General features: G+C 64.5%; 21 protein-coding genes, 1 pseudogene and 1 riboswitch. Of the genes and pseudogenes, 8 read left to right on the forward strand and 14 right to left on the reverse strand.

The window, feature by feature from the left end; all coding sequences use genetic code 11:
- Positions 1 to 2 precede the first annotated feature (2 nt).
- From nuoK to FJ946_RS17920, 13 genes are all read right to left on the reverse strand, one after another.
- Positions 3 to 311 (reverse strand): NADH-quinone oxidoreductase subunit NuoK, encoded by a 309-nt coding sequence (gene nuoK / locus FJ946_RS17860; RefSeq protein WP_019858930.1) that lies wholly within the window; start codon positions 309 to 311, stop codon positions 3 to 5.
- Position 312: 1 nt separating this feature from the next.
- On the reverse strand, positions 313 to 933 hold the full coding sequence (locus tag FJ946_RS17865; protein WP_140495585.1) for an NADH-quinone oxidoreductase subunit J: 621 nt from the start codon (positions 931 to 933) through the stop codon (positions 313 to 315).
- Positions 934 to 1,159: 226 nt separating this feature from the next.
- Positions 1,160 to 1,651: an NADH-quinone oxidoreductase subunit NuoI gene (nuoI, locus tag FJ946_RS17870; RefSeq protein WP_140495584.1), complete on the reverse strand. Its 492-nt coding sequence runs from the start codon at positions 1,649 to 1,651 to the stop codon at positions 1,160 to 1,162.
- On the reverse strand, positions 1,651 to 2,694 hold the full coding sequence (gene nuoH, locus FJ946_RS17875; RefSeq protein ID WP_140495583.1) for an NADH-quinone oxidoreductase subunit NuoH: 1,044 nt from the start codon (positions 2,692 to 2,694) through the stop codon (positions 1,651 to 1,653). The genes nuoI and nuoH overlap by 1 nt, the downstream gene beginning before the upstream one ends.
- A gap of 2 nt (positions 2,695 to 2,696) precedes the next feature.
- Positions 2,697 to 4,778: an NADH-quinone oxidoreductase subunit NuoG gene (gene nuoG, locus FJ946_RS17880; protein WP_140564185.1), complete on the reverse strand. Its 2,082-nt coding sequence runs from the start codon at positions 4,776 to 4,778 to the stop codon at positions 2,697 to 2,699.
- Positions 4,779 to 4,851: 73 nt separating this feature from the next.
- A complete protein-coding gene (locus tag FJ946_RS17885; RefSeq protein ID WP_140521142.1) occupies positions 4,852 to 5,547 on the reverse strand; it encodes an NADH-ubiquinone dehydrogenase in 696 nt (231 codons plus the stop codon).
- Positions 5,548 to 5,623: 76 nt separating this feature from the next.
- A complete protein-coding gene (gene nuoF, locus FJ946_RS17890) occupies positions 5,624 to 6,928 on the reverse strand; it encodes an NADH-quinone oxidoreductase subunit NuoF (protein ID WP_140521143.1) in 1,305 nt (434 codons plus the stop codon).
- 10 nt (positions 6,929 to 6,938) lie between these two features.
- A complete protein-coding gene (locus FJ946_RS17895) occupies positions 6,939 to 8,216 on the reverse strand; it encodes an NADH-quinone oxidoreductase subunit E (RefSeq protein ID WP_140495579.1) in 1,278 nt (425 codons plus the stop codon).
- Positions 8,217 to 9,407 carry an NADH-quinone oxidoreductase subunit D gene (locus FJ946_RS17900; protein ID WP_140495578.1) on the reverse strand — a complete coding sequence of 397 codons (1,191 nt, stop codon included), beginning with the start codon at positions 9,405 to 9,407 and terminating at the stop codon, positions 8,217 to 8,219. It abuts the gene before it with no gap.
- A 66-nt stretch (positions 9,408 to 9,473) separates the two neighbouring features.
- The gene (locus tag FJ946_RS17905) at positions 9,474 to 9,851 is read right to left on the reverse strand and encodes a four helix bundle protein (RefSeq protein WP_032919635.1); all 378 of its coding nucleotides are present in this window, start codon (positions 9,849 to 9,851) and stop codon (positions 9,474 to 9,476) included.
- A 34-nt stretch (positions 9,852 to 9,885) separates the two neighbouring features.
- Positions 9,886 to 10,488, reverse strand: coding sequence for an NADH-quinone oxidoreductase subunit C (locus FJ946_RS17910; protein ID WP_140495577.1), 603 nt, complete (start codon positions 10,486 to 10,488; stop codon positions 9,886 to 9,888).
- A gap of 4 nt (positions 10,489 to 10,492) precedes the next feature.
- Complete coding sequence (locus FJ946_RS17915) at positions 10,493 to 11,074, reverse strand: NADH-quinone oxidoreductase subunit B (protein ID WP_140495576.1); 582 nt, start codon at positions 11,072 to 11,074, stop codon at positions 10,493 to 10,495.
- Positions 11,065 to 11,430 (reverse strand): NADH-quinone oxidoreductase subunit A, encoded by a 366-nt coding sequence (locus tag FJ946_RS17920; protein WP_140495575.1) that lies wholly within the window; start codon positions 11,428 to 11,430, stop codon positions 11,065 to 11,067. Before FJ946_RS17920 ends, FJ946_RS17915 begins: the two co-directional genes overlap by 10 nt.
- Before the next feature lie 333 nt (positions 11,431 to 11,763).
- On the opposite strand from FJ946_RS17920, the gene FJ946_RS17925 reads away from it, so the two are divergent.
- From FJ946_RS17925 to FJ946_RS17960, 8 genes and pseudogenes are all read left to right on the forward strand, one after another.
- Positions 11,764 to 12,963 (forward strand): winged helix-turn-helix domain-containing protein, encoded by a 1,200-nt coding sequence (locus FJ946_RS17925; protein WP_140564186.1) that lies wholly within the window; start codon positions 11,764 to 11,766, stop codon positions 12,961 to 12,963.
- 29 nt (positions 12,964 to 12,992) lie between these two features.
- Positions 12,993 to 13,197, forward strand: a riboswitch (cobalamin riboswitch).
- A 37-nt stretch (positions 13,198 to 13,234) separates the two neighbouring features.
- Positions 13,235 to 13,681: a DUF1636 family protein gene (locus FJ946_RS17930; RefSeq protein ID WP_140495573.1), complete on the forward strand. Its 447-nt coding sequence runs from the start codon at positions 13,235 to 13,237 to the stop codon at positions 13,679 to 13,681.
- Between the two features lie 2 nt (positions 13,682 to 13,683).
- Positions 13,684 to 14,736, forward strand: coding sequence for a cobalamin biosynthesis protein CobW (gene cobW / locus FJ946_RS17935; RefSeq protein ID WP_140495572.1), 1,053 nt, complete (start codon positions 13,684 to 13,686; stop codon positions 14,734 to 14,736).
- Between the two features lie 16 nt (positions 14,737 to 14,752).
- Complete coding sequence (locus tag FJ946_RS17940) at positions 14,753 to 18,496, forward strand: cobaltochelatase subunit CobN (RefSeq protein WP_140564187.1); 3,744 nt, start codon at positions 14,753 to 14,755, stop codon at positions 18,494 to 18,496.
- Positions 18,493 to 20,053: pseudogene (cobG, locus tag FJ946_RS17945) on the forward strand (precorrin-3B synthase). The gene FJ946_RS17940 and the pseudogene cobG overlap by 4 nt, the downstream one beginning before the upstream one ends.
- Positions 19,977 to 20,609: a precorrin-8X methylmutase gene (locus FJ946_RS17950; RefSeq protein ID WP_140516421.1), complete on the forward strand. Its 633-nt coding sequence runs from the start codon at positions 19,977 to 19,979 to the stop codon at positions 20,607 to 20,609. Before cobG ends, FJ946_RS17950 begins: the two are co-directional and overlap by 77 nt.
- The gene (locus FJ946_RS17955) at positions 20,606 to 21,376 is read left to right on the forward strand and encodes a precorrin-2 C(20)-methyltransferase (RefSeq protein ID WP_140521148.1); all 771 of its coding nucleotides are present in this window, start codon (positions 20,606 to 20,608) and stop codon (positions 21,374 to 21,376) included. The genes FJ946_RS17950 and FJ946_RS17955 overlap by 4 nt, the downstream gene beginning before the upstream one ends.
- Positions 21,373 to 22,137 carry a precorrin-3B C(17)-methyltransferase gene (locus FJ946_RS17960; protein ID WP_140564189.1) on the forward strand — a complete coding sequence of 255 codons (765 nt, stop codon included), beginning with the start codon at positions 21,373 to 21,375 and terminating at the stop codon, positions 22,135 to 22,137. The genes FJ946_RS17955 and FJ946_RS17960 overlap by 4 nt, the downstream gene beginning before the upstream one ends.
- Here FJ946_RS17960 and FJ946_RS17965 read toward each other — a convergent pair.
- Positions 22,101 to 22,862 carry a cobalt-precorrin-6A reductase gene (locus tag FJ946_RS17965; protein WP_140564190.1) on the reverse strand — a complete coding sequence of 254 codons (762 nt, stop codon included), beginning with the start codon at positions 22,860 to 22,862 and terminating at the stop codon, positions 22,101 to 22,103. The two genes, FJ946_RS17960 and FJ946_RS17965, sit on opposite strands and share 37 nt — an antisense overlap.
- Position 22,863 lies beyond the last annotated feature (1 nt).

A 22,863-nucleotide genomic window follows, 5' to 3' on the forward strand; every position in this document is an offset into this window, starting at 1 on the left:
CGTCAACCCTTCATCATGTTCACGTCTTCGACCGCGATCGAGCCGCGGTTGCGGAAGAAGACGACGAGAATGGCAAGTCCGATGGCGGCCTCCGCCGCCGCGACCGTCAGCACGAACAGCGCGAACACCTGGCCGACGAGGTCGCCGAGAGCCGCCGAAAAGGCGACGAAATTGATATTGACCGCAAGCAGGATCAACTCGACCGACATCAGGATGACGATCACGTTCTTACGGTTCAGGAAGATGCCGAACACGCCGAGCGTGAAAAGGATCGCCGATACGGTCAGATAATGTGCGATGCCGACGACCATCTCAGACTCCTTCGCCCGACTTGACCTTGCGGATTTCCATGCCCGTCGCCGCCGTGCGGGCGACCTGGGCTGCGATCGACTGCCGCTTGACCCCTTCCTTGTGGCGCAGCGTCAAAACGATGGCACCGATCATGGCCACCAGCAGCACGAGGCCCGAGATCTGGAAGTAGTAGAGGTAGTCCGTATAGAGGATGTCGCCGAGCGCTGCCGTATTCGAGCGCGCCGCGAGATCGGGAATCGGCTTCGATACCGTCGAGGCGAGCTGCGGCGCGAAGGTATAGCCGCCGAGCACCACGATCAGTTCCGCCGCCAGGATCAGTCCGACCAGCGCGCCGATCGGCGCATATTGCAGAGCGCCCTCCTTCATCTCGGCGAAGTCGACGTCGAGCATCATGACGACGAACAGGAACAGCACCATGACAGCGCCGACATAGACGACGAGCAGGATCATCGCCAGGAACTCGGCGCCCGTCAGCATGAACAGGCCGGCGGCGTTGAAGAAGGTCAGGATCAGGAACAGCACCGAATGCACGGGGTTGCGCGACGAAATGACCATGAACGCCGACGCCACGGCGACAAAGGCGAAGAGGTAGAAAAAGGCCGCCTCTAGTCCACTCAGCATTGGGGTTCCCCCGGGTTCCTGTCCAAACAGGACGTTCGTCCTGTTTGTTGTCTGTGGCTTCGTTCCGCCTCCGGTGCGAAGCCGCGTTGTCCTAGCCCATGTTCCAACCGGGTTGAAAGACCCGGCGCAAAGAAACATGGGCAACTCTGAAGTCCTGAGGGATGACCTTGCCTGAAATGCTTCGGGTCATCCCCGGACAAGGGCCCTCGCCCCTGTCCATGCGATATCAGCGGTACGGTGCGTCCAGCGAGATGTTGCGCGCCAGTTCGCGCTCCCACCGGTCGCCATTCGCCAGCAGCCTGTCCTTGTCGTAGTAGAGTTCCTCGCGCGTCTCGGTCGCGAATTCGAAATTCGGCCCCTCGACGATGGCGTCGACCGGGCAGGCTTCCTGGCAGAAGCCGCAATAGATGCACTTCACCATATCGATGTCGTAGCGCACGGTACGGCGCGTGCCGTCGTTGCGGCGCGGGCCGGCCTCGATGGTGATGGCCTGCGCCGGGCAGATCGCCTCGCACAATTTGCAGGCTATGCAGCGTTCCTCGCCATTGGGATAACGGCGCAAGGCATGCTCGCCGCGGAAGCGCGGGCTCACCGGCCCTTTCTCGTGCGGATAATTGATCGTCTCCTTCGGCGCGAAGAACTGGCGCATCGACAAGAAGAAGGCGCTGACGAAATCCTTCAGCAGCAGCGATTTGGCGGCCTGGGACAGAGCGGACATCACGCAAACCCCGTGATCTTGAGGAAGGCGGCGGTCAGCACCACCATGAACAACGAGATCGGCAGGAACACCTTCCAGCCAAGCCGCATCAGTTGGTCGTAGCGGTAACGCGGCACGAACGCCTTCACCATGGAGAACATGAAGAACATCAGGCAGATCTTGAGCACGAACCAGATCACCCCCGGCACCCAGGTGAAGGGCGCGAAGTCGAACGGCGGCAGCCAGCCGCCGAGGAACAGGATGGTGGCCAGCGCGCACATCAGCACGACGGCGACATATTCGCCGAGGAAGAACAGCAGGAACGGCGTCGACGAATATTCGACCATGTGGCCGGCGACCAGTTCCGATTCGGCTTCGACGAGGTCGAAAGGCGGGCGATTCGTCTCGGCTAGCGCCGAGATGAAGAAGATGACGAACATCGGCAACAGCGACAGCCAGTGCCAGTCGAGGAAGGTGTTGGGCAGGCCGAGCCTGGTGCCGAGCCCATCCTGCTGCGACAGCACGATGTCGGACAGGTTGAGCGAGCCGACGCAAAGCAGCACGGTGACGATGACGAAGCCGATCGAGACCTCGTAGGACACCATTTGTGCGGCCGAACGCAGCGCCCCGAGGAACGGATATTTCGAATTGGACGCCCAGCCGCCCATGATCACGCCATAGACCTCGAGCGAGGAGATGGCGAAGACATAGAGGATACCGACATTGACGTTGGCGACGGCCCAGCCCTGGCTGACCGGAATGACCGCCCAGGCCGAGATCGCCAGAACCGCCGATACCAACGGCGCCAAAAGGAACACGCCCTTGTTGGCGCCGGACGGGATCACCGGCTCCTTGAAGACGAACTTCAACAGGTCGGCAAAGGCCTGCAGCGTGCCCCAGGGGCCGACGACGTTCGGGCCGCGGCGCAGTTGCACCGCCGCCCAGATCTTGCGGTCGGCATAGAGCAGGTAGGCGACGGCGATGAGAAGCACGACGATCAGCACGACCGACTTCAACACGATGATCAGCGCCGGCAGCACGTAGAAGGAGAAGAAGGTGTCCATGCTTATTCCGCCGCCTGCTTGAAGCCGCTCTTGGCCAGCGCAGAGCACTCCGCCATCACGGCAGAGGCCCGCGCGATCGGGTTGGTCAGGTAGAAATCCTGGACCGGCGACGTGAACGTGCCCTTGTTCAGCCGTCCACCAAGCTTCGCCACATTGGCGATATCCTCGGCATTGCCCGCAGCAACCTGGTCGATGCGGGCAAGATGCGGGTATTCGCCGTAGAGTTTAGCGCGCAGCTGCGGCAGCGAATCAAACGGCAACTTCTTGCCCAGTACATCCGACAATGCCCTGATGATGGCCCAATCCTCGCGCGCGTCGCCCGGCGCGAAGCCGGCGCGGTTGGTCTGCTGCACGCGCCCTTCCGTGTTGACATAGGTGCCCGACTTCTCGGTGTAGGCAGCGCCCGGCAGGATGACGTTGGCGCGGTGCGCGCCGGCATCGCCATGGGTGCCCACATAGACCACGAAAGCGCCGCCGGTCTTTGCCATGTCGATTTCGTCGGCGCCCAGCAAGAACAGCACGTCCGTCTCGCCCAGCATGCCGGCGACGTTCCTGCCGCCCTCGCTCGGCACGAAGCCAAGGTCGAGGCCGCCGACGCGTCCAGCCGCATTGTGCAGCACGGCAAAGCCGTTCCAGTCCGCGCGCGCGGCGTTCACGGCCATGGCGAGCTTCGCTGCCTGGCCGAGCACCGCCGCGCCATCGGGGCGTGCCAGCGCGCCCTGGCCGACGATGATGAGCGGATGCGTGGCCTTCTTCAGCACCTGGAAGAACTTGCCATCACCGTCGGCCAGATCCTTGAGCGATTCCGGTCCTGCGCCCAGCAGTTCGTAGTCATAGCGTGTATCCCCGACATCGCCGATGACGCCGACCGGCAGATTGCCGACCCGCCAGCGCTTGCGGATGCGGGCGTTGAGCACCGAGGCTTCGAAGCGCGGATTGGCGCCGATGATCAGCACCGCGTCCGCCTGTTCGATGCCTTCGATGGTGGGGTTGAAAATGTAGCTTGCCCGGCCAAGCGACGGGTCGAGCGCGGCGCCGTCCTGGCGGCAATCCATGTTCTTCGAACCGAGTGCGGCCATCAGGAGCTTCAGCGCGTAGATTTCCTCGACCGCGGCAAGATCGCCCGCTATGGCGCCGATCTTCTCGGGCGTAGTCTTCGACACGGCGTCCTTGATCGCCGTGAAGGCCTCGGCCCAGCTCGCCGGGACCAGCTTACCGTCCTTGCGTACATAGGGCCGGTCGAGACGCTGCGTGCGCAGGCCGTCCCAGATGAAGCGGGTCTTGTCGGAGATCCACTCCTCGTTCACCGCCTCGTTGACGCGCGGCAGGATGCGCATCACCTCGCGGCCGCGGCTGTCGACGCGGATCGCCGAGCCGACGGCATCCATGACGTCGATGGATTCGGTCTTGGTCAGTTCCCACGGCCGTGCCTGGAAGGCGAAAGGCTTGGAGGTCAGCGCGCCGACGGGGCACAGGTCGATGACATTGCCCTGCAGCTCCGAGGTCATCGCCTGCTCGAGATAGGTGGTGATCTCGGCATCCTCGCCGCGGCCGATCAGGCCGAGTTCGGAAATGCCGGCAACCTCGGTGGTGAAGCGAACGCAGCGCGTGCAGTGGATGCAGCGGTTCATCACCGTCTTGACCAGCGGGCCGATATACTTGTCTTCGACCGCGCGCTTGTTCTCGTGATAGCGCGAGGAATCAACGCCGAAGGCCATCGCCTGGTCCTGCAGGTCGCATTCGCCGCCCTGGTCGCAGATCGGGCAATCCAGCGGATGGTTGATCAGCAGGAATTCCATCACGCCTTCCCTGGCCTTCTTGACCATCGGCGTGTTGGTGAAGATTTCCGGCGCTTCTCCGTTCGGACCGGGACGCAGGTCGCGCACGCCCATGGCGCAGGACGCTTGCGGCTTGGGCGGCCCGCCCTTCACCTCGATCAGGCACATGCGGCAATTGCCGGCGATCGACAACCGCTCGTGGAAGCAGAAGCGCGGCACTTCCGCGCCCGCGTCCTCTGCCGCCTGCAGCAGCGTGTAATGGTCGGGTACAGTGATTTCTTTCCCGTCGACCTTGAGCTTTGCCATTCGCCTCAAACCTCTGCGGATTTCCCGCAATCTCATTTCCCGGGCGCGACAGACGCGGCGCCCGGCATTTCACTCACTTCTTCGCGGCCAGCACAGCCGCCTGGGCAATCCAGTCGTCGCGCACGATACGGCCGTTGAACGACAGGTAGTCGTCGACCCAGGCGATCTCTTCGGGTGACCAGTCGGCGATCTGGCGGAACGTCCAGATGCCGAGCCCGTTGAGCACCGTCTCCAGCTTCGGGCCGATGCCCGATATCTTCTTGAGATCCGAAGGCTTCGCCGGCCTGTCCACAGCCTTGGGCTGCCTGAAATCCTCGGGCAGCAGCACATCCGGAAGCTCGTCCGCTGACCGCCCCGCCTGTGCCGCCGGCACCGTGGTGGTGGCCTCCCTGGCGGCAATGTCGGTGACTTCCTGCGCGAAGGACTGCGCCTCCGCAATCAGGGTCTTGGCCGTCGCCCGCGCTCTGGTGGATGAAAGGCTCGCATCCTCGAATTGTTCGACGCGCGCCTCGAAATCCTCGATGAGCGGCTGCATGAGGCGTTGCGACGCCTCGGCTGCGCCCGACAGCGCGCCCAACCAGACGCCGAAAGCGTGGTTGGCGAGCCCAAGTCCCAGAGCCGACATCGCCGCCGCGCCCGCGACAGGGTGCGCCAGAAGGTTGACGGCGCCGGCCATCTCCTTCGGCATCATCCTGGTCAGGTCCTGGTTCATCTTCTCGATCTGGTCCAAATTGGGCATCAACGGGTGGGGTGTCGAATACGGCGCCATAGAATTCTCCTGGTCGTTTCTTCGTTCGCCCCGCCCCGTTCTTCTCGCTCCGGGCTATCGCCCATTCAATGCTTCTCTATTCCGCCGCCACCAACACCGGCTCGGCCCGGTGCGCGTTGCGCGAAAATTCGTCGATGCGCCGCTCCACCTCGCCGCGGAAGTGCCGCATCAGGCCCTGGATCGGCCAAGCGGCCGCGTCGCCCAGCGCGCAAATCGTGTGGCCTTCGACCTGCTTGGTCACGTCGAGCAGCATGTCGATCTCGCGCTTCTGCGCCTCGCCGCGCACCAGCCGCTCCATCACCCGCCACATCCAGCCGGTGCCTTCACGGCACGGCGTGCATTGGCCGCAGCTCTCATGCTTGTAGAAGTAGGACAGCCGCGCGATGGCTTTGACGACATCGGTCGACTTGTCCATGACGATGACGGCCGCCGTGCCGAGGCCGGATTTGAGGTCGCGCAGCGCGTCGAAATCCATCGGCGTATCGATGATCTGCTCGGCCGGCACCAGCGGCACCGAGGCGCCGCCAGGAATGACCGCCAGAAGATTGTCCCAGCCGCCACGGATGCCGCCGCAATGCGTCTCGATCAGCTCGCGGAATGGGATCGACATCGCCTCTTCGACGGTGCACGGATTGTTGACGTGGCCGGAGACGCAGAACAGCTTGGTGCCGACGTTGTTGGGCCGGCCGAAGGATGAGAACCAGGCCGCGCCCCGGCGCAGGATCGTCGGCGCCACCGCGATCGATTCGACGTTGTTGACGGTGGTCGGGCAGCCATAAAGGCCGACATTGGCCGGAAATGGTGGCTTCAGCCTGGGCTGGCCCTTCTTTCCCTCGAGGCTTTCGAGCAGCGCCGTCTCCTCGCCGCAGATATAAGCCCCGGCGCCATGGTGCATATAGACGTCGAAATCGTAGCCTGAAGTGTTGCCCTTGCCGATCAGCTTGGCCTCATAGGCCTCGTCGATGGCACGCTGCAGCGCCTCGCGCTCGCGGATGAACTCGCCGCGCACATAGATATAGGCCGCGACCGCGCCCATGGCGAAGCCGGCGAGCAAGGCGCCTTCGACCAGCGTGTGCGGATCGTTGCGCAGAATGTCGCGGTCCTTGCAGGTACCGGGCTCGGATTCGTCGGCATTGATGACGAGATAGCTCGGCCGGCCGTCACTCTGCTTGGGCATGAACGACCATTTCAAGCCGGTCGGGAAACCGGCGCCGCCGCGGCCGCGCAGGCCCGACGCCTTCATCTCGTTGACGATCCACTCGCGCCCCTTGGCGACGATGCCGGGCGTGTTGTCCCAGGCGCCGCGCGCCATTGCGCCGGCCAGCGACTTGTCGAAGAGGCCGTAGATGTTGGTGAAGATGCGGTCTTTGTCCTGAAGCATTGTTCGTCCCTCAGACCGGCTTCTTGCCGAAGACGCGGATATATTCGGCGACGCCGCCCTTGGCGAGCGCCTTGGCCTGCTTGACCCAGTCGTCTCGCTCGATGCGGCCGCGGAAGGAGAGATAGCTGTCCACCCACTCCCGTTCGGCCTTCTTCCAAGACGCAACCTGGGCGAAGGTGAAGATGCCGAGCGAATGCAGGATGCTCTCGGTCCTCGGGCCGACGCCGGAGATCAGCTTGAGATCGTCGACCAGCGCCGGCCTGGCGATGCCGGCCGGCCGGTTCTTGTCTTCCAACGAAGGCTTGGCCGCTTTGGCGGGAAGCTTGGTTTCCGGCGACTTGAACGCGGAAGCCGGCTCAGCCTTGTTCAGGGGGCCGCTGCGCGGCTTCAAAACTTTCTCGACCTCGGGCGCCGCCTTGTTGGCGTTTGTCGCCGAGTGGCGGGGAGCCGCGACGCTCGCCGCTTTTTCCGTTGCCGACGCGACCTTGGCCGGCGACGGCGTTTTCAGCGCCGGGCTGGTTTCAGCCGCATCGGTTTTCGGCTTGCTGGCATTGGACGGCGCGACAGGGGTGGCGGCCGGCGTTGGCACCGGCGCCGCGATGATCGCGTCGGGTGCCGCCTTGGCGGCCTTGGCGGCTTCCCTGGCCTCCCTGTCACGGGTCGACTTGAGGATCGCCTTCTCGCTTTTCAGCGTCGTGAGGCCGGCGGCCGGCTCCGAGCCGGTGCGGCCGTTCTGCGGCCCCGGCGTCACCGAGGCCCCCTTGCCCGCATCGTAGAGATCAATGATTTCGGCCAGCCGTTCCGGCGTCAGGTCTTCGAACGTGTCCTTGAAGATCATGACCATCGGCGCGTTGACGCAGGCGCCGAGGCATTCGACCTCTTCCCACGACAGCGTTCCCTTGTCGTTGGTGTGGAACTGGTCATGGTGGATCTTGGAGCGGCACACGTCCATCAGCGCTTCCGAGCCGCGCAGCATGCAGGGCGTGGTGCCGCAAACCTGGATGTGCGCCCGCGTGCCGACAGGATTCAGCTGGTACTGCGTGTAGAAGGTCGCGACCTCGAGCCCGCGGATGCGCGGCATGCCGAGCATGTCCGAAATCGTCTCGATCGCCGCCTTGGTGACCCAGCCTTCCTGCTCCTGCGCCAGCATCAGCAGTGGAATGATCGCAGACTGTTCCCGGCCCTTCGGGTACTTCTTGATCCATTGCTTGGCCGCGGCCGCGTTCGCCCGGTTGAAGGCGAAGGATGCTGGCTGGACGCTGGCTTCTGCGAGACGACGGACTGACATTTAGCGATCGACCTCACCAAACACGATGTCGAGGGAGCCGAGGACGGCGGTGACGTCGGCCAGCATGTGACCGCGGCACAGGAAATCCATGGCCTGGAGATGCGCGAAACCGGGGGCGCGCAGCTTGCAGCGATAAGGCTTGTTGGTGCCGTCGGAGACCAAATAGACGCCGAACTCGCCCTTGGGCGCCTCGACCGCCGCATAGACCTCGCCGGCCGGCACGCGGTAGCCCTCGGTGTAGAGCTTGAAGTGGTGGATCAGCGCTTCCATCGAGCGCTTCATCGCCTGGCGCTTTGGCGGCACGACCTTGCCGTCGAGGTTCGACACCGGCCCGGCGCTTTCCTTGCCGAGCAGGAGATCGATGCACTGGCGCATGATCTTCGCCGACTGGCGCATCTCTTCCATGCGCACGAGGTAGCGGTCGAAACAGTCGCCGTTCTTGCCGATCGGAATATCGAAATCGAGCTCCGAATAGCATTCATAGGGCTGCGATCTGCGCAGGTCCCAGGCAGCGCCCGAGCCACGCACCATGACGCCGGAAAAACCCCAGGCCCAGGCGTCGGCCAGCGAAACCGTGCCGATATCGACATTGCGCTGCTTGAAGATGCGATTGCCGGTCAGCAACTGATCGAGGTCGTCGATCGACTTCAGGAACGGATCGATCCACTTGCCGATGTCCTCGAGCAGCTTCTGCGGCAGGTCCTGGTGAACGCCGCCCGGACGGAAATAGGCGGCATGCATGCGCGAACCCGAGGCGCGCTCATAGAACACCATCAGCTTTTCGCGCTCGACGAAGCCCCACAGAGGCGGCGTCAGCGCGCCGACGTCCAGCGCCTGCGTCGTCACATTGAGGATGTGCGACATGATGCGGCCGATCTCGCAGTAAAGCACGCGGATCAGCTGACCGCGCTTCGGCACCTCGATGCCGAGCAGGCGCTCGGCGGCCAGTGCGAAGGCATGCTCCTGGTTCATCGGCGCGCAATAGTCGAGCCGGTCGAGATAAGGCACTGCCTGCAGGTAGGTTTTGTGCTCGATCAGCTTTTCGGTGCCGCGATGCAAGAGCCCGATATGCGGATCGACACGATCGACCACTTCGCCGTCCAACTCCAGAACCAATCTCAAAACACCATGCGCGGCAGGGTGTTGCGGTCCGAAGTTGATGTTAAAATTGCGGACGGAGGTTTCAGCCATTCTGGCGCCTCTGGCGAAGAGTCAGTAGTGAGTAGTGAGTAGTGATCATCAATCTCAATGCCTGCTTCATTCCGCCTGCTTGGCCTGCACTGTTCGGATAAGAGATCTCGTCATTTTTCCAATCTCTTCGCATCGCAGCAGCAGTTCAATCTCATTGTCTTTTCGCAGCAAGCCCACCCGGCACGCCAACAGTATGTGTGTTTCCAGTTCCTTCAACGAGCCTTGCGCCATGCGCAAAAATTGAACGAACGACCCTCTGTTTTCCCGACCGTATCCCTCTGCGACGTTCGCTGCGATCGAAACCGCCGATCGGCGCATCTGAGAGGTCATGCCGTAGATCTCTTCCTTCGGAAATTCCTTGGTGTAACGGTAGCAGTCTTCAGCAAGCGTCATCGCTGATTGCCACACTTTCAAGTCCCGATAGGATTCGATCCGTTGCTCCAATTCTTCCCCTACTGACTACTGACTACTTCCCTATTCACTGTTTCGCCTTCTCATCCCCTGGCAGCACGTAATCGGTGCCTTCCCATGGGGACAGAAAATCGAAATTGCGGAATTCCTGCTTCAGTTCCACCGGCTCGTAGATGACGCGCTTGGCTTCGTCGTCGTAACGCACCTCGACGAAGCCGGTCAGCGGGAAATCCTTGCGCAGCGGGTGACCGTCGAAACCGTAATCGGTGAGGATGCGCCGCAGATCGGGGTGACCCGAAAACAGCACGCCATAGAGATCGTAGGTCTCGCGCTCGAACCAGTCGGCGCCGGGATAGACGCCGGTGATCGACGGCACCATCGTCTCCTCGTCTGCCTGCACCTTGATGCGGATACGCACGTTCTGCTTCGGCGACAACAGGTGATAGACGACGTCGAAGCGCTTGGCCCGTGACGGATAATCGGCGCCGCAGACATCGATGACCGAGATGAATTGGCAGCGCGGATCGTCGCGCAGGAAAGTCACCACTTCGATCAGATCGCGCGGTTCGACATGGATGGTGAGTTCGCCATAGGCGAACACTGCTTCATTGACGCGGCCAATCAATTTTTCGCCGAGATAGGTCGACAGTTCGCTCAGGGATGCGGCCATGGATTTACCGTTCGATCGTGCCGGTGCGGCGGATCTTCTTCTGGAGCAGAAGAATGCCATAGAGCAGCGCTTCGGCGCTCGGCGGACAGCCGGGCACATAGATGTCGACCGGCACGATGCGGTCGCAGCCGCGCACCACCGAATAGGAATAGTGGTAATAGCCGCCGCCATTGGCGCAGGAGCCCATCGAGATGACGTAGCGCGGCTCCGGCATCTGGTCGTAGACCTTGCGCAGCGCCGGGGCCATCTTGTTGGTCAGCGTGCCGGCAACGATCATGATGTCGGACTGGCGCGGAGACGCGCGAGGAGCAACACCGAACCGCTCCGAATCGTAGCGCGGCATCGAGGTGTGGATCATCTCGACGGCGCAGCAGGCGAGGCCGAAGGTCATGAACATCAGCGAGCCGCTGCGCGCCCAGGTGATCAGCGCCTCGGTCGAGGTGACGAGAAAGCCCTTGTCGGCGAGTTCGTTGTTGATTTCGAGGAAGAACGGATCATCGGACCCAACCGGCCTGCCGGTATTGGGATCGATCAGACCCTTGGGCTTCGGCGCGACGAGCGTGCCGGAACTGTCGCTCAATCCCATTCGAGCGCTCCTTTTTTCCATTCATAGGCAAAGCCGATGGTCAGCACCGCCAAAAACACCATCATCGACCAGAAACCGAGCATGCCGATCTTCGAGAACGACACCGCCCACGGAAACAGGAAGGCCACTTCCAGGTCGAAAATGATGAACAGGATCGACACCAGGTAGAAGCGGATGTCGAACTTCATACGGGCGTCATCGAACGAGTTGAACCCGCATTCGTAGGCGGAAAGCTTTTCCGGGTCGGGATTGCGGTAGGCCACCAGGAACGGCGCCACGATGAGCGCGACGCCGACAGCCGCCGCCACTGCGATAAACAGGACGATGGGCAGGTACGAACTGAGAAGTGCGTTCATGCTGCGGCTTTCCGTTGGCGCCAATCCATTTTGATTACAGCACCAGACCCCATTGCGGAAGCGTGACAGTTTAACCGCTGAACCGTTTTAAGGGGCCTTTGCTGCAACGCGGCGAGGGTTAGCGCAGCGCTTCCGGCGAAGCAAGTCAAACCTTGTTCAAAACACTGGCCTGGACGGCATAAGGGAAGAAACTGGTCCGATCCGCTCCTGTTTGATTTCCTTCGCTTTTTACTCCACTTTTCTCTCCTGACAGAGTTGCCGCCAAAACCCTGCTAGCATGGCCGGAATCAACTGTCCGAACCACGCTCAACAAGCCATCAGAGTCGCATCCGAATGAAGGAAAATATCTCGCTCGCCGCGGCCCGGCGTATCGCGCTCGCCGCCCAAGGGTTCACTGATCCCCGCCCCGCCGGCACGCCCGACCGACGCCACTTCGCCCGTGTGCTCTCGCGTACCGGCCTGCTGCAGATCGATTCCGTCAGCGCGGTGGTGCGCGCTCACTACATGCCGCTCTATTCGCGCCTTGGTCCCTACCCGTTCGCCTTGCTCGACAACGCCGCCGTCACGCGCAAGCGCACGGTTTTCGAATACTGGGCGCACGAGGCTTCCTTCCTGCCGGTCGAGACCTATCCCCTGATGCGTTGGCGCATGCAGCGCGCCGAGCGTGGCGATGAAATGTATCTGGGTCTCGCCAAATGGGGCCGCGAGCACGCCGCCTATATAGAAGAGATCTACCGCGAGGTCGCGGAGCGCGGCCCGATCGCCGCTTCCGCGCTCGAAGGCCAGAAAGGATCCGGCGGCTGGTGGGGCTGGAGCCACGCCAAGCATGCCTTCGAATGGCTGTTCTGGGCAGGACGCATCACCACCGCGCACCGCCGTGGCTTCGAACGCTTCTATGATTTGCCCGAGCGCGTACTGCCGCGGGCGATCCTCGATCTGCCGGTGCCGTCTGCCGAGGACGCGCATCGGGAATTGCTGCGGATATCCGCCCGCGCTCATGGCGTCGCGACAGCAAGCGACCTGCGCGACTATTTCCGCCTGTCGCCGGCCGACATGAAGGGCCGGCTGGAGGAGCTGGTTGAAACAGGCGAGCTGGTGCCGGTGCGTGTCGAGGGCTGGAACAAACCGGCTTACCTCCATAAGGAGGCCCGTATTCCACGAAAAATCGAGGCCCGCGCCTTGCTGGCGCCGTTCGATCCGGTCGTTTTCGAGCGCTCGCGCACGGAGCGGCTGTTCGATTTCCACTACCGCATAGAAATCTACACCCCTGCCGAAAAACGGCAATACGGCTATTACGTCCTGCCGTTCCTGCTCGGCGACAGGATCGTGGCGCGCGTCGACCTCAAGGCCGACCGGCCGGCCAGCGTGCTACGCGTCCACGCGGCCTATGCCGAGCCCAGCGCGCCGCCTGAAACCGCCGCGCAACTCTTCCAGGAATTGACGCAGATGCAGGGCTGGCTCGGCCTCGAACGGATCGAGGTTACGCCCGCCGGCGACCTTGGGCAGCCGCTCGCCGACATTGCCGTGTCGTAGACGCGCGTTGACACCGCCGCCTGCAAGAGCCTAAATCCATTCCAGACGGTCTCCTCTCGGCAAAGGGAGGAGCCAAGAGGGAATGCGGTGCGAAATCTCGATTTCAAATCCGCGGCTGTCCCCGCAACTGTAAGCGACGAGCCAAGGCCGAAAACCACTGGGACGGTCCCGGGAAGGCGGCACGAAGGCGATGACCCGCGAGCCAGGAGACCTGCCGTCTGAGACATAAGAATCCGATCGCCCGGCGGGTTTTCCGGGCAAGGAGCCCGATTTGGAACGCGACAGCAGTTTCCCGGCTGAAACAGCGGACATTTTGTCTGGCGATAGCGACTTGTCTGGCGATAGCGACGCCTTGGCCGGCGTCACTGTTATCATCTGCGCTTCCTGCCGCGACGAGACCGGTTCCGATGCCCATCCCCGCGCCGGCGAAGTTTTGGCTCAAGATACGCGCCAAGCCGCAACGGCCGACAATGTCCGTGTCCGCACCGTCGAATGCCTCGGCAACTGCAAGCGCCGTCTCAGTGCGGCGATTCTTCGCGACGGCTGCTGGAGTTATGTCTTCGGCGACCTGAACATCGCCAGCGGCGCCGATCTCGTCACCGGCGCGAAACTCTTCGCCGCTTCGACCAACGGCCTCATTCCGTGGCGTGGTCGCCCGGATTCCCTCAAGCGCGGCCTCGTCGCCCGCATTCCTCCCCTCGACATGCTGAAGGACTGATCATGACCGCCGCAGTTTCCGCCGCCACTCTCTCCCGCGTCCCCTGTACCGTGGTCACCGGCTTCCTGGGTGCCGGCAAGACCACGCTGGTCCGCCATCTCCTGGAGAACGCGGGCGGCAAGCGGATCGCCATCATCGTCAACGAATTCGGCGACATCGGAATCGACGGCGAGATCCTCAAGGGCTGCGGCATCGACACCTGCCCGGAGGAAAACATCGTCGAACTGGCCAATGGCTGCATCTGCTGCACCGTCGCCGACGATTTCGTCCCGGCGCTCGACCAGATCCTGTCGCTGACGCCGAAGGTCGACCACATCCTGATCGAGACCTCAGGCTTGGCTCTGCCCAAGCCGCTGGTCCAGGCCTTCCAGTGGCCGACAGTGAAGAGCCGGGTGACAGTCGACGGCGTAATCGCCGTGGTCGACGGTCCGGCATTGGCCGAGGGGCGCGTCGCCAACGACATGGACGCCCTGCAGGCGCAACGCGCGCAGGACCAGACACTGGACCACGACGACCCCGTCGAGGAGGTGTTCGAGGACCAGATCGCCTGCGCCGACCTCATCATCCTGTCGAAGAGCGACCTGATGGATGCCGCAGGTTCGGCTCGCGCCAACGCCATCATTGGCGAACACTCCGCCCGCGCCGTGAAGGTCGTGCCGACGGCTCATGGCAAGGTCGATCCGTCCGTGCTGCTCGGGCTAGGCCTCGCCGTCGAGGACGACATCGAGAACCGCAAGTCCCATCATGACGGCGCCTTCGACCACGAGCACGACGACTTCGATACGTTCATCGTCGACATCCCCTCGATCGCCAACCCGGACGACCTGGCAAAGCGCGTCGCGACCGCCGCCGAACAGGAGAACGTGCTGCGGGTGAAAGGCTTCGTCGAGGTCGGCGGCAAGCCGATGCGGCTGTTGCTGCAGGCGGTCGGTCCGCGCGTCAATCATTATTATGACCGCGCCTGGACGGCTGACGACGACCGCCGCTCGCGCCTGGTCGTCATCGGCCTCAAGGGGCTGAACCGCCCGGCGATCGAGCATATCCTCGCCGGCTGAGGCAACACCGACCGCGATGCACATCCTCACCACCACATCCGCCTCGCTCGACGATCTCGCCGAGCCGGTCGATCTGCGGCAGACGCCGGCGGAAATGGTGGCGCTGTCCTTTACGGACAGCGACCTGGCCGGACTGGCAGCGGCCTGGAAAGGCGACGCCGATCGGCTGCCCACGATGCGGCTGGCCGCGCTGCGCGACCTGCGCCACCCCATGTCCGTCGACCTCTGGATCGACAGCGTCGCCCGTCACGCCAAAGTCATTCTGGTGCGTATTCTCGGCGGTTACGAGTGGTGGCGCTACGGCTGCGACCAGTTGGCCGTGGTTGCCCGTGAGCGCGGCATAAAGCTGGCACTACTTCCCGGTGAAAGCCACGACGAGGATATCAGGCTGATCGAAGCCTCGACGCTGCCGCGCGAGGAACTGGACGGGCTGCTCAATTATTTCCGCCAGGGCGGCCCGGCCAATATGAGCGCGCTGGTGCGCAGGCTGGCGCGGTTGGCGGGGTCTGATGGCGAGATTGCCGAGCCGGTAAGCGTGCCGAAAGCCGGGTTTTATGAGCCGGGGCGCGGAGTCGTGGAGAAGCCGTACTTATCGAATGTTGACGATCCTTCACACCCCCCTCTGTCCGGCAGGACATCTCCTCCGCAAGGGGGGAGATCGGCTGTCATCAAGGCCGGCTCCTCTTCTGTCCCCTTGGACAGGGATTTATCTCGACCATCCGCGATAGGCGAAATCGTCGATGAAAGAGCAATCTCCCCCCTTGCGGGGGAGATGTCCGGTAGGACAGAGGGGGGTGTGACGGAACTCGACGCCGGCAACGTCAACCCACCCGTGATTCCCATCCTCTTCTACCGCTCGATGCTGCTCGCCGCCGATGTCGCGCCCATCGACGCGCTTTTCGAGGCGCTACGGCAGCGCGGCATGCTGCCGGTGCCGATCTTTGTCTCCAGCCTGAAAGACCCGGAATCTCTGGCTTTTGTTGAAACCGCGATTGCCCAGCCCAAGCCCGCCGCCATCATCACCGCGACCGCTTTCGCGTCCGGCGCCGAACCCGGCGTCGAAACCCTGTTCGACCGCGCCGGCGTTCCCGTCTTCCAGGTCATCGTCGCCACCACCCGCCGCGACGTATGGGAGAAGAACCAGCGCGGGCTGGCCCCCGCCGACCTCGCCATGCATGTCGTTCTGCCCGAACTGGACGGCCGCATCCTCGCCGGCGCCGTTTCGTTCAAGGGCGAAAGCGAGACCGACCCCGCGCTCGGCCACCGCGCCTTTGCCAACCGGCCGGAGCCCGATCGCGTCGAACAGGTGGCGGACCGGGTCGCGGCCTTCATCAGGCTTCGGGAAACGCCGCGCGCCGAGCGCAAGGTCGCCATTCTGATCCCCGATTACCCGAGCGCTCCCGGCCGCACCGGCTATGCGGTCGGGTTGGATGTGCCATCCAGCGTGCTGGCGATGCTGCACGACCTCCAGGAACAGGGCTATGTAGTTGAGGGAATTCCCCAAACGTCGCGTGCGTTGCTGGATGCGCTGGAGCGCAGCAAGGCTGGGTTGGAGTTGGATGAGTACCTTGCCTTCTCAACGGAATTGCCGGGCGCAGCAATTGCTGCCGTAGAAGCAGCTTGGGGCAAAGCCGAAGGCGAGACAGGTTTGCGCGAGGCACCCCCCTCTGTCCTGCCGGACATCTCCCCCGCAAGGGGGGAGATTACGCCGTCATCTCTGTCTTCGCCAATCTCCAACGTTGCAAGAGTAGCTCCAGCGTCTAAACTGCCAATCTCCCCCCTTGCGGGGGAGATGTCCGGCAGGACAGAGGGGGGTGTTCAAGCGCTGCCCGCCGCCAAATTCCCCTTCCGCGCCGCGACCTTCGGCAACATCACCGTGGCCCTCGCCCCCGATCGCGGCCGCTCGGCCGACCGCCGCGCCGACTATCACGACCCGACGCTGCCGCCGCGCCATGCATTGCTCGCCTTCGGCCTGTGGCTGCGCAAATTGCTCGGCGTCCATGCGCTCATCCATGTTGGCGCGCATGGCACGCTGGAATGGCTGCCGGGCAAGACGGTTGCGCTTTCGCAAAGCTGCTTCCCCGAGATCGTCACCGGTCCCCTGCCCGTCATCTATCCCTTTATCGTCTCCAATCCCGGCGAGGCGGCGCAGGCGAAGCGGCGGATCGCCGCCGTCACGCTCGGCCATCTGCCGCCGCCGCTCACCGGCGCCGGATTGGACAAGAACCAGCACAGGCTCGAACGGCTGGTCGACGAATACGCCCAGGCTGACGGTCTCGACCGCCGCCGCCGCGACCGTCTGGCCAGTCTGATCGTCGAAACCGCGCAGACGACGGGCCTCGCCGCGGAGGCCGGCGTTGCCCGCACCGACGCGCCGGACGAGGCCCTGCGCCGCATCGATGCCTGGCTCTGCGACCTGAAGGATTTCGCTATCAAGGATGGGCTGCATGTCTACGGCCGCGCGCCCGACGAAGAGCCCGACCTTATGCGCCGGCAAAGCGCCGAGGCCGAAAAGGCCGCCCTTCTTGCCGCGCTCGACGGTCGTCATGTCACCGCGGGCCCGGCCGGCGCGCCCGCGCGCGGGCGTTCCGACGTTCTGCCCACCGGCCGCAACCTGTTCACGTCGGACCCGCGCGCCATGCCGACGCCGACGGCTTACGACATCGGCAAGGCTGCCGCCGAGGAAGTGGTGCGCGCCTATATGCAATCGCATGGCGACTGGCCGCGCTCGCTGATCATCGACCTCTGGGGTTCGGCGTCTTTGCGCACCGGCGGCGAGGAGATCGCGCAGGGGCTTTCGCTGATGGGCTGCCGCCCGCAATGGGATGCCGCCACAGGCCGCGTCACCGGCATCGAGGTGTTGGCGCCGGCAGCGCTTGGCCACCCGCGCGTCGACGTCACCTGGCGCATATCGGGCCTGTTCCGCGACATGTTCCCGACCCAGATCGCGCTGATCGATGCCGCTGCCAACGCCGTTGCCGCGCGCGACGAGGACGATTCGGAAAATCCGCTCGCCGCAAGGACCCGCGCCGAGGGCAAGATCAGCCCGCGCATCTTTGGCACCTCGCCTGGCACTTACGGCGCTGGCGTCGAGGAAATCCTGTCGAGCGGCGACTGGGCGGCGCGCGAGGAAATCGGCCGCGCCTATCTCGATGCCACATCGCATGCCTATGGCGGCGCCGGCGGTGAAGGGATCGCCGCGCCCGGCGCTTTCGAGAACCGCATCGCCGAGGCCGATCTTCTCGTCCACACCGGCGACGATCCCGGCCGCGACATCCTCGAAGGCTCCGCCGATGTCGCCTTTATCGGCGGCTTTTCGGCCGCCCTTGCAGCGCTTGGCAGGAATGCCGACGTTATCGTGCTGGACACGACGGACCCGCAGAGGCCGAAGCCGCGTTCACTTAGTGAGGCTGTGACGCGCGTCGTGCGCGCCCGCGCTGTCAACGCCCGCTTCATAGCGGGCCAGATGCGCCACGGCCCGCGCGGCGCCTCGGAATTCGCCGAAACCGTCGACCGGCTGGTTGGCTTCGCCGAAACCACGCAGGCCATACCGGGCGCGCTGATAGACGCCGTGCACGATGCCTATCTCGGCGATGCGGACGTCCGCGCCTTCATCCTGCGCGAAAACCCGGCCGCCGCGAAAGCCATTGCCGAACGCCTCCTGTCGGCGCGACGGCGGGGCCTCTGGCATCCCTTGCGCAATTCGATCGACGACGACCTCGCGGCACTGATTGCCGAGGCACGGGAGTTGGCGGCATGAACGCCTACTCCCGACGCGGCGCCTGCCCGGCCCTTTCGGCGCCGATGCAGACCGGCGACGGCCTGCTGGTGCGGCTCAACCCGGTCGCCGGAGGATTGTCGCCGAAGCTTCTGATCGGGCTGGCAGAATCCGCCCTGCGGCACGGCAACGGCATCATGGAAGTGACAGCGCGCGGCAGCTTGCAAATACGCGGATTGACCACGCAAAGTGCAACCCTGCTGGCGAAGGAAGTCGATGCGCTGGGCATTGTGGTCCGCACTGGCGTACCAGTGGAGACCGGACCACTGGCCGGCATCGATCCGCAGGAGATCGCCGACCCCAGGCCGCTGGCTGATCGGATCAGGGAAGCGGTCGAGGACGCCGGGCTGACGCAGCGGCTCGGGCCGAAGGTTTCGGTCGTTGTCGACGGTGGCGGGCAACTCACGATGGATGCTGTGACGGCCGACGTGCGGCTGAAGGCGGCGAGCACCGAGGCGGGAATCCGCTGGCGGGTGTCGGTTGCCGGTGACGGGCGGAATGCAAGGCTGCTCGCGGTTGCTGATGAAGGTGTGGCTCGTGATATAGCCGTCGCGGCTCTAAGGATGATCGCCGAGAAAGGCCGCGATGCTCACGCAAGGGATTTGTCGGAGCGGCAGTTGGTGTCTCTGGCGGGTTGGCTATGCCTGACAAGTTTGCGCGAGGCGCCCCCCTCTGTCCTGCCGGACATCTCCCCCTCAAGAGGGGAGATTGCTCATTCACGCTCGCCTTTGCCAATTTCCTCGGATGCAGAAGGAGAGCCGGCGCCCGAACCGCCAATCTCCCCCCTTGTGGGGGAGATGTCCGGCAGGACAGAGGGGGGCGCCGTAGAACACCCTCGCTCGCCGATTGGCGTTTTCGACTTGAACACTGGCCACGCCCTCGGCATCGGTCTCCCCTACGGCAGCATGCCCACCGAAAGGCTCATCGCCCTCGCTCAAAGCGCCGTCACTCTCGGCACGTCAGAAATCCGCCTCGCCCCGGGCCGCGCCCTGCTCTTCCTCGGCCAGCCACCAGCCGCCAATCCTTCCCTCCAGCAAACAGCCGCCACCCTCGGCTTCGTCACCTCCCCCACCGACCCGCGCACGCGCATCGCTGCTTGTCCCGGCGCGCCGGCTTGCGCCTCGGGTCGCATCGCCACGCGCGACATCGCCGAGGCGATTGCCACCGAAAACGCCGATAGCCTCGACTTCACCTTGCATGTTTCGGGCTGCGCCAAGGGCTGCGCGCATCCCGGCCCAGCGGCGCTGACTGTGGTCGGCGGCGAAAATGGAGCCGGACTTGTCGTGAACGCGACGGCAAAGGCCCTTCCTGCCGGTTACAGGCCGGGCTATGACGCCGCGCGCGGCATCGGCCGCGTCGCGGCGGCAATCCGCAGCGCACGCTATCAGGGCGAGACCGCCGCCGCCTGCCTGACAAGGCTGGGGCCGGCCGGCATCGCAGAGGCTTATCGACAGGAATGACAATGGTCGCCTACGACTACATCCACGACGGCACGGCGATCTACGAACGCTCCTTTGCCATCATCCGCGCCGAGGCTGATCTCGCGCGCTTTTCCGAAGCAGAGGCCGATGTCGCGGTCCGCATGATCCACGCCTGCGGCCAAGTGGAAGCCGCCAAGGATTTTGTCTTCTCCAGCGATTTCGTTGCCGCCGCACGGGCCGCGCTTGCCGCCGGCGCGCCGATCTTCTGCGACGCCGAAATGGTCTCGCACGGCGTCACCCGCGCCCGCCTGCCTGCCGGCAACGAGGTGATCTGCACCTTGCGCGACCCGCGCACGCATGAAATCGCCAGGACGATCGGCAACACACGTTCTGCCGCCGCGATCGACCTGTGGGGCGAGCGCATTGCCGGTTCGGTGGTGGCCATCGGCAATGCGCCGACCGCACTCTTTTATCTTCTGGAGAAGCTGCGCGACGGTGCGCCGAAACCGGCCGCCATCATCGGCATGCCGGTGGGCTTCGTCGGTGCCGCCGAATCGAAGGACGCGCTGGCGCAGAATTCCTACGGCGTACCCTATGCAATCGTGCGCGGCAGGCTTGGCGGCAGCGCCATGACCGCGGCAGCCCTCAATTCTCTCGCGAGGCCCGGCCTGTGAACGCGCTCCCCAAAACCGGCTCGAGGGGCCGCCTGGTCGGCGTCGGTACCGGTCCCGGCGACCCGGAACTGTTGACGCTGAAGGCCGCGCGTGCGCTGGCCGAGGCCGATGTGGTGGCGTATTTCGCCAAGCGCGGCAACAACAGCAATGCGCGCGCCATCGTCGAGACGCGCTTCCGGCCCGACATGCTGGAGCTGCCGTTGCTCTATCCCGTGACCACGGAGATCGACAAGGATCACGACGATTACCGCGCGCAGATATCGGCCTTCTACGAGGAGTCCGCCGAGACCGTTGCCGGTCATCTGGATGCCGGTAGGATGGTCGCCGTGCTGTCGGAAGGCGATCCGCTCTTCTATGGCTCCTACATGCATCTGCATGTGCGCCTCGCCCATCGGTTTCCGACCGAGGTCATTCCCGGCGTTACCGCCATGTCGGGCTGCTGGTCGGCGACCGGCCTGCCGATCGTCCAGGGTGACGACGTGCTGACCGTGCTGCCGGGCACGATGAGCGAGTTCGAACTGACCCGGCGCCTCGCCGACACCGATGCCGCCGTCATCATGAAGGTCGGCCGCAACCTGCCCAAAATCCGGCGGGCGCTGGAGGCCACCGGCAAGCTGACACGCGCCGTCTATGTCGAGCGCGGCACCATGCCGGGCAGCGTCTCGATGCGGCTCACCGACAAGCCGGACGACAAGGCGCCCTATTTCGCTATCGTGCTCGTCGCCGGCTGGTCCGGACGCCCTGTCGCGTCGGCGGGTGGCGCATGAGCGGCCGCCTCACGGTCATCGGGCTCGGACCCGGCAACGCCGATCAGGTGACGCCGCAGGCGAGCCACGCCGTCGCCGAGGCAAGCTTCTTCTACGGCTACAAGCCCTATCTCGACCGGCTGGAATTGCGCCCGGACCAGACCCGCATCGCCTCCGACAATCGCGAAGAGCTTGCCCGCTCCAACGAGGCGCTGGCGAAGGCGGCCGAAGGTCACAATGTCGCCGTCGTCTCCGGGGGCGATCCAGGCGTCTTCGCCATGGCGGCGGCCGTCTGCGAGGCGATCGAAGCCGGCCCCTCCGAATGGCGCGCCATCGACCTCGCAATCGTGCCTGGCGTCACCGCCATGCTCGCTGTCGCTGCCCGCATCGGGGCACCGCTCGGCCATGATTTCTGCGTCATCTCGCTGTCCGACAATCTGAAGCCATGGGACCTGATCGAACTGCGCCTGCTGGCGGCCGCCGGCGCCGGCTTCGTCATCGCGCTTTACAATCCCATCAGCAAGGCGCGCCCCTGGCAGCTTGGCCGCGCCTTCGAATGTCTGAAGGCCATTCTGCCGGGCACCACGCCCGTCATCTTCGGCCGTGCCGCAGGCCGGCCCGACGAGCGCATCGAGGTGTTCCTGCTGGCGGATGCCGATGCCGATAAGGCGGACATGGCAACCTGCATCATCATCGGCTCGCCGGAAACCCGGATCATCAGGCGCGGCGAGAAGTCTTCGCTGGTTTACACGCCGCGCTCCGCGGCAGGCTCGACAAGATGATCGACCATGTCGGCAAGCTGATCGACGGTCGCAGCCGAAGGAACCTCCGGCAGCACAGGCCTGCGCACCATGACGACGTCGAGGCCAAGCGCCCGCGCCGCGGCGATCTTGCCATAAGTCGCCGCGCCGCCGCTGTTCTTGGATACGACGATGTCGATGCCGTGCCGCTGGAGCAGCGTGCGTTCCTCCGCCTCGCGAAACGGCCCGCGCGCCAGGAGATAGGTGGCATCGGGCACTGCCAGCTTCGGCTCGACCGGATCGACGCTGCGGATGAGATAATGGTGCTGGGGCGCGGCTTCGAAAGCCGCGACCTCCTGCCGGCCGAGAGCCAGGAATACACGGCGCGGCGCCGGTCCAAGCGCCTGCACGGCATCGCCTGTCGTATAGACCTGCGTCCAGCGATCGCCCTCGACAGGCTCCCAGCCGGGACGGCGCAGAGCGACGATCGGCACCCCGGCCATGCGCGCGGCCTGCGCCGCATTGGCGGAAATTCGCGCCGCGTAGGGATGCGTGGCGTCGATCAGCAGCTCGATGCTTGTCTCCTTGAGATAGGCGGCCAGACCATCGGCGCCGCCAAACCCTCCACTGCGTACCGGCACGCCCTGCGTCACCGGGCTTTCGGTGCGGCCCGCCAGCGACAGCATCACCGAGTAACCGGCTGCCAGTTTTCCAGCCAGTTGCCGGGCTTCGGTGGTTCCGCCGAGGATCAGAATGCGGTGGGTCATC

This window comes from Mesorhizobium sp. B2-4-7 (assembly GCF_006442685.1).
In the GTDB taxonomy this organism is placed as follows: Bacteria; Pseudomonadota; Alphaproteobacteria; order Rhizobiales; family Rhizobiaceae; genus Mesorhizobium.